The organism is Pedobacter deserti, from assembly GCF_024436415.1.
Lineage (GTDB): Bacteria > Bacteroidota > Bacteroidia > Sphingobacteriales > Sphingobacteriaceae > Pedobacter > Pedobacter faecalis.
Genome location: NZ_JAFMZQ010000001.1, coordinates 3283806 through 3297694, shown reverse-complemented (window position 1 = coordinate 3297694; position 13889 = coordinate 3283806). Strand labels below are relative to the sequence as shown.

Annotated in this window: 15 protein-coding genes; 10 read left to right on the top strand and 5 right to left on the bottom strand. The window is 46.1% G+C overall.

Annotated elements, in window-relative coordinates; translation table 11 throughout:
* Positions 1-2: 2 nt before the first annotated feature.
* The gene (locus tag J3P40_RS14910) at positions 3-587 is read right to left on the bottom strand and encodes a HupE/UreJ family protein (RefSeq protein WP_256006999.1); all 585 of its coding nucleotides are present in this window, start codon (positions 585-587) and stop codon (positions 3-5) included.
* A gap of 68 nt (positions 588-655) precedes the next feature.
* Between J3P40_RS14910 and J3P40_RS14905 the strand changes: the two genes are divergently transcribed.
* Positions 656-1132: a DUF6702 family protein gene (locus J3P40_RS14905; protein ID WP_256006997.1), complete on the top strand. Its 477-nt coding sequence runs from the start codon at positions 656-658 to the stop codon at positions 1130-1132.
* Positions 1133-1345: 213 nt separating this feature from the next.
* The gene (locus tag J3P40_RS14900) at positions 1346-1984 is read left to right on the top strand and encodes a DUF6266 family protein (RefSeq protein ID WP_256006995.1); all 639 of its coding nucleotides are present in this window, start codon (positions 1346-1348) and stop codon (positions 1982-1984) included.
* 51 nt (positions 1985-2035) lie between these two features.
* On the opposite strand, the gene J3P40_RS14895 is transcribed toward J3P40_RS14900, so the two are convergent.
* The 4 genes from J3P40_RS14895 to J3P40_RS14880 all read right to left on the bottom strand — a co-directional run bounded on the left by J3P40_RS14895 (position 2036) and on the right by J3P40_RS14880 (position 5558).
* A complete protein-coding gene (locus J3P40_RS14895) occupies positions 2036-3091 on the bottom strand; it encodes a hypothetical protein (RefSeq protein WP_256006994.1) in 1056 nt (351 codons plus the stop codon).
* A 74-nt stretch (positions 3092-3165) separates the two neighbouring features.
* Positions 3166-4050: a class I SAM-dependent methyltransferase gene (locus J3P40_RS14890; RefSeq protein ID WP_256006993.1), complete on the bottom strand. Its 885-nt coding sequence runs from the start codon at positions 4048-4050 to the stop codon at positions 3166-3168.
* 24 nt (positions 4051-4074) lie between these two features.
* A complete protein-coding gene (locus J3P40_RS14885; RefSeq protein ID WP_256006991.1) occupies positions 4075-4827 on the bottom strand; it encodes an ABC transporter ATP-binding protein in 753 nt (250 codons plus the stop codon).
* A complete protein-coding gene (locus J3P40_RS14880) occupies positions 4824-5558 on the bottom strand; it encodes an MlaE family ABC transporter permease (protein WP_256006989.1) in 735 nt (244 codons plus the stop codon). Before J3P40_RS14880 ends, J3P40_RS14885 begins: the two co-directional genes overlap by 4 nt.
* A gap of 170 nt (positions 5559-5728) precedes the next feature.
* On the opposite strand from J3P40_RS14880, the gene J3P40_RS14875 reads away from it, so the two are divergent.
* From J3P40_RS14875 to J3P40_RS14840, 8 genes are read left to right on the top strand one after another with little or no spacing between them, the layout of a single operon-like run.
* Positions 5729-6418, top strand: a complete 690-nt coding sequence (locus tag J3P40_RS14875; protein ID WP_256006987.1) for an SDR family oxidoreductase — start codon at positions 5729-5731, stop codon at positions 6416-6418.
* Positions 6419-6436: 18 nt separating this feature from the next.
* A complete protein-coding gene (locus tag J3P40_RS14870) occupies positions 6437-7132 on the top strand; it encodes a PspC domain-containing protein (protein WP_256006984.1) in 696 nt (231 codons plus the stop codon).
* Positions 7038-8066, top strand: coding sequence for a toast rack family protein (locus J3P40_RS14865; RefSeq protein WP_256006983.1), 1029 nt, complete (start codon positions 7038-7040; stop codon positions 8064-8066). Before J3P40_RS14870 ends, J3P40_RS14865 begins: the two co-directional genes overlap by 95 nt.
* A gap of 11 nt (positions 8067-8077) precedes the next feature.
* Positions 8078-8692, top strand: coding sequence for an RDD family protein (locus tag J3P40_RS14860; protein ID WP_256006981.1), 615 nt, complete (start codon positions 8078-8080; stop codon positions 8690-8692).
* A 36-nt stretch (positions 8693-8728) separates the two neighbouring features.
* Complete coding sequence (ispG, locus tag J3P40_RS14855; RefSeq protein WP_256006980.1) at positions 8729-10642, top strand: (E)-4-hydroxy-3-methylbut-2-enyl-diphosphate synthase; 1914 nt, start codon at positions 8729-8731, stop codon at positions 10640-10642.
* Positions 10643-10677: 35 nt separating this feature from the next.
* The gene (locus tag J3P40_RS14850) at positions 10678-11520 is read left to right on the top strand and encodes an endonuclease/exonuclease/phosphatase family protein (protein WP_256006979.1); all 843 of its coding nucleotides are present in this window, start codon (positions 10678-10680) and stop codon (positions 11518-11520) included.
* Between the two features lie 46 nt (positions 11521-11566).
* A complete protein-coding gene (gene ligD / locus J3P40_RS14845; RefSeq protein ID WP_256006978.1) occupies positions 11567-13183 on the top strand; it encodes a non-homologous end-joining DNA ligase in 1617 nt (538 codons plus the stop codon).
* Between the two features lie 53 nt (positions 13184-13236).
* Positions 13237-13842 carry a TetR/AcrR family transcriptional regulator gene (locus tag J3P40_RS14840; protein ID WP_256006977.1) on the top strand — a complete coding sequence of 202 codons (606 nt, stop codon included), beginning with the start codon at positions 13237-13239 and terminating at the stop codon, positions 13840-13842.
* Positions 13843-13889 lie beyond the last annotated feature (47 nt).

Here is a 13889-nt window from a genome sequence, read left to right as displayed (position 1 = left end):
TGTTATAAAAGTTCGGGCAGCCGTTCGGCGGCCATAATGAACGATATACCAAAGATAGCAGACGATAAGAAGAAATTCCAGTCCCATCGCTTGATTTTTACAAGGGAAATCAGAATAAAAGACAAGAGTAATGCTGCAATCACAATCAGGATCTGCCCAAATTCAAGGCCAATATTAAACGCAAACAGCTCAAGTACGATGTTTGTGCTCTTGCCCAGGAGGCTTTTCAGGTAGTTGGAAAAGCCTAATCCGTGAATTAGTCCGAACAACAGAGCCAGGGTATATTTCAATCCAAGTCCTTTCGGTTTCGTTTTCTTTGATGCGATATTAGACAAAGCCGTAATGGCAATCGTTACCGGAATCAGAAATTCAACGAGGGCGGTATTTACGCTTAGCAACCGGAGCGCACTTAAAGCAAGCGTAACGCTGTGACCGACGGTAAAAGCGGTCACCAGAATAAGTACCTGTTTCCAGTCTTTAGCCGTGTAAATACCACAAAGCACCAAAACAAAAAGAATATGATCATAACCCTGCCAGTCCAGAATATGCTGCCAGCCAAGTTCAAAATAAAGATTAAAGTCGCGCATTACATTTTGAAAGTCGCAATTTCCGAAAATAATTGCAACTAATACACTAAGTTTGTTACTAAGAAACCATGATACTATCCATCCTGCTTATCTTTTTTAAGATTTTTCATCCTTTTTATGTCAGTGTAACCGAAATAACGCAGGATGAAAAGACAATGGCTGTGCAAGTGAGTGCACGGATATTTTTTGACGATCTTGAAGCTGCGTTAAACAAAAAATACAAGACTAATGTCAGCATTTTAAAACCTGCTGATAAGAAGCAGGTAAATGCGCTGATCTCAGCCTATATTAAAGACCACCTTAAAATTAAAGTTAACAACACTGATGTTGCACTCAGTTTTGTAGGCTATGAAATTGAAGAAGAAGCAGCCTGGTGTTATTTCGAGTCTGCGAAAGTACCGCCGATCAGGCAGCTTCGTATCCACAACGATATTCTATTCGAGCAACACAGCGCTCAGATCAATATGATCCATGCTATTATCAAAGGCAAGCGACAAAGCACCAAACTGGATAATCCTAAGACCACAGTAAACTTCCTGTTTTAATACACAGGATGCTGGCGTCTTCGTAGCATATTCGGGCTAAACAGGTACTTTCTTCGGGAAAAGTACCCCTTTTCCCGAAGAAAGTACGAGGAAAGGCCCAACATGCCCCGAATATCCGAAGACCAAGCCATCTGAATAAACCCGCCTAACTGTGACAAATGGCGTAGTTAGCCATGAGTCTGCACGCTACCTTTGTACCATAACAAATTAAATATGGCAAGATATAATAATGGAATTAATGGTCCCGTGAGCGGGAAAGTCGGGAGTGTAGTAGGCGCCAGCTGGCGAGGAGTAGACTATATGCGGAGCCTCCCAGTCAAGACCAAGGAGTCTAGTGAGGCTCAACTGGCACAACAGGAAAAATTCGCAGTGGCTGTCGCCTGGCTAAAACCTCTAACAGAAATTATTAATGTTGGCTATCACCACATCAAGAAAGGTATGACGCCGCATAACGCGGCGATGTCTTACTATTTAACAGAGGCAGTAGCCGGAACGGCGCCCGACTTTGTGATCAATTTTAGCAAGGCAATTTTCAGTGAAGGACCGCTGATCACTTCCTTTGTTACCGAAGTAACACCGGCAGGAAGTTGTCTGCTGAATTTTAAATGGGAAAATGCGACAGACTCGATCTATTCCGCTGCAGACGATCGGGCGACCTTTGTTCTTTACAATCCACAAAAAGAAAAGTTTGTGTTGTACCAAAGCGTTGCAGCACGGGGCGAGCGATCTGTCACATTGTCGATACCCAATAAATCTTCCGGTGATACGGTTCATGGGTACCTGTTTTTTGTCCGTGCCGACGGGCAGGCCGTTAGCACTACGCTCTATCTCGGGCCGCTAATAGTTCCCTAAGACGTACGCCTTAGCGTTTGTAAGGTGGGCTTAGGCCCACTTTACAAACGCTTACTGATATTGAATGTAGATAGGCGCCGGTTTCAGTTTTAGAAGCTCCTCAGGGGTCATTAACCTGTTAGGAGCTTTCTTTAAATCATTCTTATAGAATAGTTTAAATCCAGTAAACTGCACTGGCTCAGAGTATATAAAGTGACGGTAAGTTCCTCTTTTTAGTTCTGGTTCGCCCCAGCCATCCATATGCATCACCACCTGTACTTCCGGACGAAGCTTGATGTTCTGGGAATTGGTGACCATTTTTCGGGTAAACCGGTGAATAACGAAAACCTTTGGCGGAAGGTTATGCTTCTTTACCAGTCCGGCCAGGTAGTCTGAGCAATAGTTAATGTCTGCTGCATCGTAGGTGCCTATTTTCCTGCCGGGAAGTGATCCGTCTTTCATGGAAAACTCAGGGTCGATTCCAAGGTGTACATTAGGTAGCTTCAAATATTCTTCCAGTTGCGGCAGTTCATCGCGGATGCTGCCCAAACCAACCTGAATATCAAGGAACACGATCATGTTTTTACGCATTCTGGAGATGGCCATTACAGAATCTATCTGTTTAAAAGGCATACGTGTGCGATACTTTCCAGACTTTCCGGGCTCACCTGCGGCAACCACGGCAATGTAGTGCAGACCTGGTTGAACAGGGGTAGATGGGTCAGCTTTCTCCCAACGCTTCACCTCTGCGTCAAGTCTCGAGAGCATTTCTTTAGGTGCATACTCGCCTAATGCGCCCATTTTTTTCGAGAAAAGGTTGCCGTAATAAACCACGATACGTTTAAATGGCAATATAGCCCCGTCAAGCGGATAGGGATGCTGTTTCACCGGCCACTTGCCGGTAGTGTCGCCATTGGCAAGTTTTTTCATCAGCTGATTGTATTTAGCTGTATCAACCGGTGTTCTTACATTGGCGTCTTCCTCTGCTTCAGGGTTTTCTGTTGAATCCTTGGTGGCGGTTGTTTTGGTTTTAACACCGGTTTGTTTTCCTTCCGAGGTGCAGCTGGTGGTTGTGGCCACCGTAACAACGCCAATTAAAAAGACTCCTGCAAGCTGAGATAATTTCATTTGTAATATTATTTAAGGTAAGATGTATAGGGTTAAAATCGTTTAACTATGCAAGTATAATACACTTTATGATGCTAAACAAACTTGTTGAATTTACCAAAAACGCCGAGGGGCAGCTTTGTGCCGGCGGTCGCCTGCAAATACAGTTCACCGGTTTCCAGGTTCTGTACCTGCGGAAAGGATGTTTTGATCAGATTTTCAACGATGACCGACGAAAAGCCCAGCGAATAGGTGTTCAGAATAAGGAAGTGTTCCTTGTCGTCCAGAAGCTGTACCACATCCTGCATCATTTCTTGAATATGGTCTTCAAGCTTCCATTTTTCGCCATTCGGACCGTGGCCAAAGGCAGGCGGATCAAGAATTATTCCGTTGTATTTCTTTCCGCGTTTCAACTCGCGTTTTACGAATTTAAGTGCGTCCTCAACCACCCAGCGCACATCCTTTAGTTTCGATAGTTCCTGGTTTTCGTTTGCCCAGTTCACCACCTGCTTAATGGAGTCGACATGCGTGGTATCTGCACCAGCGGCTTTGGCCACAAGCGATGCCGCTCCGGTATACGCAAAAAGGTTAAGCACCTTCGGGCTCTGCGCTTTAAACTTCTTCACGCAGGAAGAAATATAATCCCAGTTTACCGCCTGCTCAGGAAATACACCTACGTGTTTAAACGAGGTAAGTCCGAGCCTCAGATTGATAGTTATATCGTTGTTTTTATATTCAACATTCCAGCGGTCGGGCAGTTTAGGGTTATTTCTGATCCACTCGCCCGTAGTCGCGGTGCGACCTTTGAAACGGATATGCGTACGCTTTTTCCATTCTTGTTCTGAAAGCGTCTTTTTCCAGACCGCCTGAGGTTCGGGTCTGGTAAGTACCATCGTTCCGAAACGTTCCAGTTTTTCAAAATCGCCACAATCAATCAGTTCGTAATCTTTCCAGTGCGTGGGGGTTAGCAGGCTAATCATGGTATTGGTTGGTTTGGTATTTTATTAAAACTTTCCCTTGGCAGCTTTCATGAAGCGGCTTGCAAAGACAAAGTCATTTAGCTCCTGAACATCTGTATGGGCAATCTCCTTATTCGAGCCTTCCCAGAACTTCTTGCCTTCATGCAGGAACAGGATATAGTCGCCAATACCCATTACAGAGTTCATATCATGTGTTACCACGATCGTGGTAGTATTATATTCTTCGGTCAGCTCCTTGATCAGCTCATCGATCACAATGGAAGTTTTCGGATCCAGTCCGGAGTTAGGCTCATCTACGAACAAGTACTTAGGGTTCATGGCTATTGCCCTTGCAATGCCTACCCGTTTCTTCATACCGCCCGACAGCTCTGCGGGGAAAAGTTTGTTCTTGCCTTCCAGGTTTACGCGCTCCAGGCAGAAATTAACCCGCTCCAGTTTTTCTTTGCGCGACTGGTCGGTAAACATATTCAGCGGGAACATGATGTTTTCCTCCACGGTCATAGAGTCGAATAGGGCAGAGCCTTGAAAAAGCATGCCTATCTCTTTTCGAATCTCGATCTTTTCCTCAAAGTTCATTTTGGTAAAGTCGCGTCCGTCATATTCCACAATGCCCTGTTCCGGAATGTGCAGTCCAATCATGCATTTGAGCAGGGTGGTCTTGCCCGATCCCGATCCGCCGATAATGAGATTGGTAACCCCAGCCTCGAACTTGCCCGAGATGCCTTTAAGCACCTCGTTCTCGCCAAACGATTTGTTGATGTCTTTAATCTCGATCATAATAACAGCTGGGTTACAATGTAGTCACACGCCAGAATAGTGATACAACTGACCACCACAGCCCTTGTACTGGCCTGCGCAACTTCGAGTGCCCCGCCTTTTACATAGAACCCTTCATAGGCTGGCACGGACGTGATAATAAAACCAAAGACAAACGCCTTTACGAGTGCAACGGTGATGGTATAGGGGTTGAAATCCGTAGTGATACCCTGGATATACTCTGCCGGAGTAACGGCGCCCGACAATGTGCCGCCGAGATAGCCACCGCTGATGCTCAAAAACATAGAGATGATTACCAACAGCGGAACCATAGTAATTCCCGCAATGATCTTTGGAAGGATCAGGTAGCCCGGCGAATTTATGCCCATGATTTCCAGCGCGTCGATCTGCTCACTCACACGCATGGTGCCGATCTCAGAGGAAATAGCAGAACCGATTTTACCCGCAAGAACAATAGCGCTGATGGTAGGGCTCAACTCCAGGATCGTAGAGTCGCGGTTTACCGAACCGATTATGGTCTTAGGAATAAAATCGCTCACGAGCTGGAAGGCGATCTGGAGGGTCATAACTGCCCCAATAAACGTTGAAATAATGGCAATAAGACCAAGTGAACCCACACCGATAAAGTCCATTTGCTTAAAAATGGCTTCCAGGTAGATCTTAAATTTTTCGGGTCGTCTGAATACCGCTTTTAACAGAAGCAGGTACTTGCCAAAATTGGTAAAATTCATTCAGTGAAATTTAGCTTTATATGCAACGATGTACAAAGAAACAATAAAATTTGAAACAAGTATGCGTTCCCACGCATAAAACATGATGCAAAACTGAAACAATTCTTCATGGCCAAAGTTTTGCTATGGATGGGTTTTTTGTATTATTGCGCCACATAACTGTTTAAACAATGAATGCTATTATTACCGGTGCCACCAAAGGGATGGGCAAAGCCATTGCTATAAAACTGGCAGAGAATGGGTACAATCTTGCGGTGTGCGCGCGAAACAGGGAGGAGCTTGCCGAATTTGCCGAAGCAATGGCGTATACCGGCCGGGATATTTTTACTTTTCAGGCCGATTGCAGCATTAAAGAAGAGTTGTATGCTTTTTGCGAGGCCGCCTCTGCGCATATGCCCACGGTCGATGTGCTGGTCAACAATGCAGGGATGTTCCTTGTCGGCGCCATGCTCGACGAAGCGGATGAACAGTTGGAAAAACAGGTCAGCCTGAACGTAATGGCCGCTTACTATACAAGTAAATATTTTGGCAAAAGGATGCGCGAGCAGGCTTCAGGCCATATTTTCAACATCTGTTCGGTAGCCAGCAAGCAAATCGTTGAAAATGCTGGTAGTTACAGTGTAACTAAAGGCGCATTGCTTAGTCTTAATCATGTATTCAGGGATGAGTTATCAAAATACAACGTTAAGGTTACAGCGGTTTTACCGGGCTCAACACTTACCGCTTCATGGGAGGGAACAGATATCCCATTTGAACGGTTTGTACAGGCGGAGGATATTGCAGAAACGATCCTTTATGCGCTTAAAATGAGCAGTGGCGCAAATGTTGATGAGATAACGATACGACCGGTACAATTTTAGCATTGGAGGAAAAAAAATATGGACAGGAGATTATTTAGGAATGAGCATGAAAAGGTGATCGCCGGCGTATCGTCTGGCATAGCTGAGTACATGGAGGTGGATGTAACGATAATCAGGCTATTGTTTGTACTGTCCACCATTTTTCTGGTTGGAACCGGGATATTGGTATACCTGGTTATGTGGATTGTGGTACCGGTAAATAACGACCCGCTGAGGAGATTTACCAAATTTAATGAATTCTATCAGGGAAAAGATACTTTTAACTCACCAAACGCATTTACCCAGCCGCATCAGTCAAGTCAGCAGCCATTTACGTCACCGGGTACTAATGAGCCCTTTCAGGCTGACCCGAAGGCTGGCGATTTTAAACCGCTGCAAAAAAATAATGAAACAGGGCGCATGGTTGGGGGATTATTTCTGCTTGTTATAGGGGTGTATTTTCTGCTGAACGAGTTTAATATAATACCGTTTTGGTTTAGCATCAGTAAGTTGTGGCCTTTGGTTTTCGTAGCTATTGGCGTTAGTTTTATTCTTAAGGCCAACAAGAAAAATGCCTGGGAGCAATGGAAGCGCGAGCAGGAGCGGGATCTTTACAGTGATATCCGCAACAGTAAAACAAATGAAACTTCAGCCGGCGGTGCACAAGATGGCTCTGCAACTGATGGTTCTGCACAAACTGAGGGAGGCGACAGATTCACTCAAAAAGATATATAACATGAAATTGGATAGAATAATGTGGGGTATCGTGCTGCTGTTTATCGGCGGTGTACTCCTGTTGGAGAATTTCGGTATTATAGATTTTCATTGGGGAAATGTCTGGCGCTTCTGGCCGATCTTTCTGATCATTGCCGGAGTTAACATTTTATTTGGCCGGGGAAAGTCGCAAACCGGCGGCATTATCTCTATAGCTATTCTGGTTGCGATGCTTGCGCTGCTGTTTTACAAGGGTCAGCAGTCACCGGATAATGAGCGCTGGATAGGGGACCGTATTAAAGAAGATATAGGGGCAGAAACGGAGGTGTTAGAGGAAATGAATTTTTCGCACCCTTATGAATCGGAATCTGCCCGTAACACGGTGTTGAATATTCGCGGAGGCGGTGCCTCCTTTGAATTGAAAGGGGCTACAGACAGTCTGATCGCGGTGCATGTTTCCAAGAGATCAGGGCGGTTTAGTATGGAAACATTACAAACCGACAGCACCACCACGATTAGCTTCGAGAAAAACGGTAAGTCGAAATGGAATATAGGTAGTGGAGGTGAAGACGTCGATTTCCGCCTTAATACAGGCCCGGTTTGGGAACTTAATGTGAACATGGGCGCCGGCGAGGTTAAATTTGATTTATCTGACTATAAAGTCCGGACATTTAATATCGACGGAGGTGCTGCAGCCTTAGATATTAAGCTTGGAAGTCAGCTACCGATAGCCGATCTTAATGTAAAAACCGGAGTGGCCGATGTCAAGATTCAAATACCGCAAGCCTCCGGCTGTCGCATCAAAGCGAAAACGGGTTTGTCGGCCAAAGACTTTACCGGTTTTGTGAAGATTGCAGACGGAACATATCAAACGTCGAACTTTGATGCGGCTGCGACAAAAATCTTTATCAATTTGGATGGCGGGCTCAGCAGTTTCGAGGTTCGCAGATATTAATCTATGGGAGTATGTCTAGCGGGGAACAATATACCATTGTTGTAAACGGCAGGCCCGAAGGCCCTTATACGCTGGATCAGCTTAGAAATATGCCGCTTAGGGCAGAAACTTTTGTGCGAACCCCTCAAATGCCGGATTACAAAGAAGCTCACGAAGTACATGAATTGCGTGAGCTTTTCGGTTTTACATACCAGCAGACCGCCCCTCAGTATTTTGCTTCTTTCGATCAGCGGTTGCTGGCTATGGTGGTCGACTATTTTCTCGTATCGCTTTGTTATGTTGTTCTGGCCTTGATCGGGTTTATTTTTATAGAGGGACAGTTTCAGCGGATATCTCTGTTGCTTAGCGGGGTGCCACTGATTCCGCTTGCAAAATTCCTCTACAGCAGCATCGCTGAAGCCTCTGAAAAGCAGGCTACAATCGGCAAACGCTTGTTGCGCATCACGGTGACCGATGAGGCTGGTCACCGCATCAGCATGGCCAATTCCTTTGGTAGGAATCTAGCCAAAGTTTGCTCTGTTGCTCCGTTTTACATCGGTTACCTTTATAGTTTCCTCAATAAGAAGCAACAGTGTTTTCATGATCTTATTGCCCATACGCTAGTTACAAAGGAGCGCCTCATTTAAACATTATACTTATCTTTGCTGTTCATTTTGCATTCCATGGAAAAAGTACCAGCTCCGTATTCTAGATTTCTAACCCGTGAGGTGCACATCGGTGACGTTCCGATGGGTGCCCATCATCCAATACGGATACAGTCTATGACCACTACAGACAGCATGGATACGATGGCGACCGTGGAGCAAACGATCCGTATGGTGAATTCGGGCTGCGAATATGTGCGTATTACAGCGCCGAGCGTAAAGGAAGCGGAAAACCTTGCAAACATTAAAAAGGAACTGCGTATGCGTGGCTATACGGTACCTTTGGTAGCAGACATTCATTTTACGCCAAATGCTGCGGAAGCTGCTGCACGTATCGTTGAAAAGGTACGGGTGAACCCGGGGAACTACGCAGATAAGAAGCGCTTTGAAAACATTGTTTACACGCAGGATGCCTACCGTGCTGAACTGGAGCGGATCTATACCAAGTTTAAACCGCTGGTGAAGATCTGTAAGGAATATGGAACGGCGATGCGGATCGGCACCAATCATGGTTCGCTTTCCGACCGGATCATGAGTCAGTATGGTGACACGCCGCGTGGAATGGTTGAGTCAGCCATGGAGTTCATCCGTATGTGCGAAGATCTGAATTATTACAACCTGGTTATTTCCATGAAGGCCAGCAATACACAGGTAATGATTCAGGCGTACCGCTTGCTTGTGGAGACGATGATCGAGGAAGGCATGAACTACCCGCTTCACCTTGGGGTTACAGAAGCAGGCGATGGGGAGGACGGGCGAATCAAGTCGGCCGTAGGCATTGGTACCTTACTGGAGGACGGGCTCGGGGATACCATCCGGGTTTCACTGACAGAGGATCCTGAATTCGAGGCGCCGGTTGCCAGGGCCCTGGCCATGCGTTATGAACGTCGCGCCGCGGGACAGCTGCCGCAATCGAGAGAGCGGCTTTACATGGGCGATCTTGCTTACAATCCCTTTGAATACAGTCGCCGGGCAACGCTGCCTATACAACATATTGGCGGCAGTCATCATCCTCTGGTGTTGTTAGACGTGTCGGCCCAGAATCTGAAAGATCCATTCTTTCTTAATGCGGCGGGATATAAGTACAGTGTCGGGCTCGACAAATACAATATGACCGATCAGGCCTGTGATATGGTTTACCTCGGTGATGCGCTTCCCTCATTCTCATTCCCGGGCAACTTGGTGCAGATTTACAATTATGCGACCTGGGCATCACTTAAAAACAAATATAATTGCCATCCGCTGTTCAGCTACCAGGATTACTTGTCGGCTACCCATAAAGATCCTGTACTGAATCTGGTAAGTATAGAAGCAGGCGAAGAGATTGATTTCAATAACCTTGAAAGTAATGTTGTGCTTGTTTTAACGACAAGTGCTGAAAATGGTGTGCAGGCGCAGCGGAGCTTCTTCGCTGACCTGTTAAGGTCGGGCGTGCGACTGCCGGTTATCATTAAACGCACTTATGGCGATATTTCTTCCGATGATCTGATGCTCTATGCGGCCACCGACATGGGTGCTTTGCTGAACGATGGTTTTGGCGATGGGGTGTGGATAGATGCCGCAGCCGATCTAAGCTTACTTAATGCAGTAAGCTTTGGTATTCTGCAGGCTACCCGGACGCGTATTTCAAAGACCGAATATATATCGTGTCCGAGTTGCGGCCGTACCTTGTTTGATTTGCAGGAAACTACGCAACTGATCCGGTCACGAACTGACCATTTAAAAGGTATTAAGATCGGGATTATGGGTTGTATTGTGAACGGTCCGGGCGAAATGGCAGATGCTGATTATGGATATGTGGGTACAGGTCCCGACAAGATTACACTGTATCGCGGTAAAGAAGTGGTTAAAAAGAACGTTAATACCGCAAATGCGCTCGACGATCTCATCGGCTTGATTAAAGAGGACGGAAACTGGATTGACGCAGTTTAACCTGTAACTCGTATATTGAGCCAAAATATAACCACATGAAACCAAATTCTTTTATCGCAGCCCTGCTGCTGGTATGCGCCAGTGTCAGCGTTTTTGCCCAGCAGTATACCGTGGGCTCTTTTAATATTCGAAACGACAATGCCGGTGATGTAGGCAACCGCTGGTCACAGCGCTCAGCCGTTGCCGCCAATCTGATTGACTTCCATCAGTTTGATGTGGTCGGACTGCAAGAGGCGCTGAAAAACCAAGTAGACGACTTGAGCAATGCCCTTCCCGAATATGCACATTACGGAGTAGGCCGGGATGATGGCAAAGAAGGCGGCGAGCATTCGAGCATTTTTTACCGTAAGGACAAGTTCAAGTTACTGAACAAAGGCGATTTCTGGTTGTCGGAAACGCCAGATAAACCGGGTAAAGGCTGGGATGCCACCTGCTGTAACAGGATTTGCAGCTGGGTTCAGTTGCAGGACATCAAAACGGGCAAACGCTTCTTCTTTTTTAACGCGCACTATGACCATGAAGGTAAGGTAGCTCGTATGGAGAGCAGCAAGCTGATTTTGACAAAGATCACAGACATTGCCAAAGGTCAGCCAGCCATATTCACGGGCGATCTGAACGGCAGCCACAAGAGTGAGTGGTACCTTAGGTTAGCGAATTCGGGCATGCTTACCGATGCCTATACTCAGGTTAAGAAGCCGTACTTGAATAATGCATCGTTTAACGGCTGGGGTAGAAGTATAAGCGGCTACGATGTCATCGACCATATCTTCGTCACCAGGCACTTTCAGGCTCAGCGTTGGGGCGTTCTCACAGATACCTACTACGGCAAATTTGTATCAGACCACTTTCCGGTATTAGCCGATGTGAGACTAAAATAGGGCAAACCTTCGCTTTACGGTAAGTGTTGTATGGAAAAGCATTGGTATGACTCTTCAAAAATATATCAAAAAGCGCGATTTCAGCAAGACCCGGGAGCCGGGAGCCTCTCACACGAAAGCTTCGGCAAAAAATAGTAAACTGAAGTTTGTGGTGCAGCGTCACCACGCTTCACGTTTGCATTACGACTTCAGGCTGGAGATGGAAGGTGTGCTGAAAAGCTGGGCCGTCCCTAAAGGTCCTTCACTCAATCCGTCCGACAAGCGACTTGCCATGATGGTGGAGGACCATCCGTACGACTACCGTACATTTGAGGGCACCATACCAAAAGGCAACTATGGGGCTGGTGTGGTGCATATTTTTGATGAAGGTACATACGAAGCCCTGGATGGAGGGAATGAAAAAGACCTGCTTAAGGGTTTGCACTCCGGTAACCTGAAATTCAGGCTGAATGGAAAAATCTTAAAGGGGGAGTTTGCGCTGGTCCACATCAAGAGTTCCGAAGACAATGCCTGGTTATTGCTGAAGCATAACGATGAGTTTGCCGTGAAAAAGCCTTTCAATACCGAGGATCTTGTTTCCGCTTCGATTAAAAAGAAGGGGGTCGATTTTAAAAATGAGGACGGCAAAAATAGCAAGTCAAAACAACGCGTAATCCCTGATCCGGAACCTCATGAACTGGAACAGGAAAATGAAATTACCGCAAAGTTTGGCCGTAAGACCGTTAAGCTGACCAACCTGAACAAGGTTTACTGGCCAGATGAGGGGATTACAAAAGGTGAGCTGCTGGGGTATTACGAGCAGATCAAAGATTACATCCTGCCCCATTTAAAAGACCGTCCGCTTTCGTTGAACCGCCACCCCAATGGTATTAAGGAACCTGGTTTTTTTCAAAAAGACCTTGATCTGGATAAGGTGCCGAAATGGATTAAGTCGGCTCCTTTATATTCGGAGAGTAATGACAAAGATATCGACTATCTGATCTGCAATGATGAAGCGACGCTGCTTTGGATGGTCAACCTCGGTTGTATCGAGATCAACCCATGGCTAAGCAGGTACAAGAAGCCGGATAACCCTTTGTTTGCGGTACTCGACCTCGATCCACATGATATAGATTTTGAAGAAGCGATAAGCGTAGCGCTTTCCGCAAAGGAATTGATGGATCGCATGAAATTGAGGTCTTTCATCAAAACGTCGGGGTCTAAGGGACTGCATATTTTTATCCCGGTTGGAGCTAAGTACGATTATCAGATCACTAAAGATTTTGTTCGTTATCTCGGAGAACAACTTCTCGATATGCATCCCGACACCACAAGCCTGGAACGCAGTCCGGCGAAAAGAAAAAATAAGATCTACCTCGACTTCCTGCAGAACCGACGCGGACAAACCATTGCCGCACCTTACTCTGCTCGGCCAAAAGCCGGTGCCACAGTGTCTGCGCCGCTCGACTGGAAAGAGGTTGCGCCCGGTCTCAATTTAAAGGACTATACCATTTATAATATGGCCGATCGGCTCAGGAAAAAAGGAGATTTGTGGGAGGATGTCTTTTCGGTAAAGAATGATCTGCTGAAAGCACTTAAGAACTTTAAAGGTTGGTTGATTGTAGTGTTTACGTTTTATCAGGGCGCCCTCGATTTGTTTGAGTTTGGTCAGAAAACATGGTGAAATTTTGATGTTAACGGAAAGCAGTTAAATTTGTTAACACTGTTATTATTCCCATGGGCATAGCTGAACGCAAGGCAAGACAAAAAGAAGAGTTCAAAGCAAGTATACTGGAAGCTGCATGGCAGCAAGTGATTACTGAAGGCTGGCAATCGCTGTCCATCAGGAAAATTGCGGACGCTATTGAGTACAGCGTTCCGGTAATTTACAGCCATTTTGAAAATAAGGAGGCTATTTTACTGGAATTTGCTAAAGAGGGGTTTCAGAAGCTGGCCGACACGCTGCAGGCGATCAAAGAGCAACATACTGATCCTGCCCGCCAGTTGGAAGCAATGGCTTATGCCTACTGGGACTTTGCTTTTGATAACAAAGAGTATTATCAGCTCATGTTTGGTCTGGGGATTCCGGCGTGTGAGCAGGTGAATCAGATTACCGAACTGAAGAATATGACGCAGGTGATGATCGAGCCCATTCAAAGCGCGATATCCCAGAGCAAAACTAAAAACGCCGAGTGTTTCTTAAAATACCATACCTATTTTTCTATACTGCATGGGCTGGTTTCCATTCAAATGATCGAGAAGACCGGGAAGCCAGGTCCTGAAAAGCGCATGATCCTGAAGGATGCGATTTCCGGATTTATAGCGTCCCTGCTTGCGGGGTAATCCTGAATTTATCTATATTTACTTCCGCCTGAATAAGCAACTAACAA

What these genes read in the sequence shown, in the direction of transcription:
- J3P40_RS14910 (WP_256006999.1), bottom strand. Translation starts at nt 587, where the DNA reads ATGCGCGACTTTAATCTTTATTTTGAACTTGGCTGGCAGCATATTCTG.
- J3P40_RS14905 (WP_256006997.1), top strand. Translation starts at nt 656, where the DNA reads ATGATACTATCCATCCTGCTTATCTTTTTTAAGATTTTTCATCCTTTT.
- J3P40_RS14900 (WP_256006995.1), top strand. Translation starts at nt 1,346, where the DNA reads ATGGCAAGATATAATAATGGAATTAATGGTCCCGTGAGCGGGAAAGTC.
- J3P40_RS14895 (WP_256006994.1), bottom strand. Translation starts at nt 3,091, where the DNA reads ATGAAATTATCTCAGCTTGCAGGAGTCTTTTTAATTGGCGTTGTTACG.
- J3P40_RS14890 (WP_256006993.1), bottom strand. Translation starts at nt 4,050, where the DNA reads ATGATTAGCCTGCTAACCCCCACGCACTGGAAAGATTACGAACTGATT.
- J3P40_RS14885 (WP_256006991.1), bottom strand. Translation starts at nt 4,827, where the DNA reads ATGATCGAGATTAAAGACATCAACAAATCGTTTGGCGAGAACGAGGTG.
- J3P40_RS14880 (WP_256006989.1), bottom strand. Translation starts at nt 5,558, where the DNA reads ATGAATTTTACCAATTTTGGCAAGTACCTGCTTCTGTTAAAAGCGGTA.
- J3P40_RS14875 (WP_256006987.1), top strand. Translation starts at nt 5,729, where the DNA reads ATGAATGCTATTATTACCGGTGCCACCAAAGGGATGGGCAAAGCCATT.
- J3P40_RS14870 (WP_256006984.1), top strand. Translation starts at nt 6,437, where the DNA reads ATGGACAGGAGATTATTTAGGAATGAGCATGAAAAGGTGATCGCCGGC.
- J3P40_RS14865 (WP_256006983.1), top strand. Translation starts at nt 7,038, where the DNA reads ATGAAACTTCAGCCGGCGGTGCACAAGATGGCTCTGCAACTGATGGTT.
- J3P40_RS14860 (WP_256006981.1), top strand. Translation starts at nt 8,078, where the DNA reads ATGTCTAGCGGGGAACAATATACCATTGTTGTAAACGGCAGGCCCGAA.
- ispG (WP_256006980.1), top strand. Translation starts at nt 8,729, where the DNA reads ATGGAAAAAGTACCAGCTCCGTATTCTAGATTTCTAACCCGTGAGGTG.
- J3P40_RS14850 (WP_256006979.1), top strand. Translation starts at nt 10,678, where the DNA reads ATGAAACCAAATTCTTTTATCGCAGCCCTGCTGCTGGTATGCGCCAGT.
- ligD (WP_256006978.1), top strand. Translation starts at nt 11,567, where the DNA reads ATGACTCTTCAAAAATATATCAAAAAGCGCGATTTCAGCAAGACCCGG.
- J3P40_RS14840 (WP_256006977.1), top strand. Translation starts at nt 13,237, where the DNA reads ATGGGCATAGCTGAACGCAAGGCAAGACAAAAAGAAGAGTTCAAAGCA.